The organism is Xenorhabdus bharatensis (genome assembly GCF_037996705.1).
In the GTDB taxonomy this organism is placed as follows: Bacteria; Pseudomonadota; Gammaproteobacteria; order Enterobacterales; family Enterobacteriaceae; genus Xenorhabdus; species Xenorhabdus bharatensis.
On the sequence record NZ_JBBMXG010000085.1, the window covers coordinates 1 to 301 of the forward strand.

Sequence of the window (301 nt, forward strand, 5' to 3'; positions counted from 1 at the left end):
CCGATTACGGCGGCAGATATACTGAATGACAAAGTGCTGCCGTTCTTTGAATCGCATCAATTACCGATGCTAAGAATTTTGACAGATAGGGGTACAGAATATTGCGGGCGTGTCGAATGTCACGACTATCAGCTTTATTTAGCCGTCAATGATATCGACCACACAAAAACAAAGGCCCGCTCCCCCCAGGCAAACGGCATCTGTGAACGTTTCCATAAGAGCATTTTGAACGAGTTTTACCAAATCACCTTCAGAAAGAAACTGTACATGTCACTCAATGAGTTGCAAACGGATCTGGATG

1 pseudogene is annotated in these 301 nt (G+C 44.5%); it reads left to right on the forward strand.

Annotation, left to right across the window (positions count from 1 at the left end):
* Nucleotides 1–301, forward strand: a pseudogene (locus AAC855_RS21325) (IS481 family transposase); the annotation flags it as partial.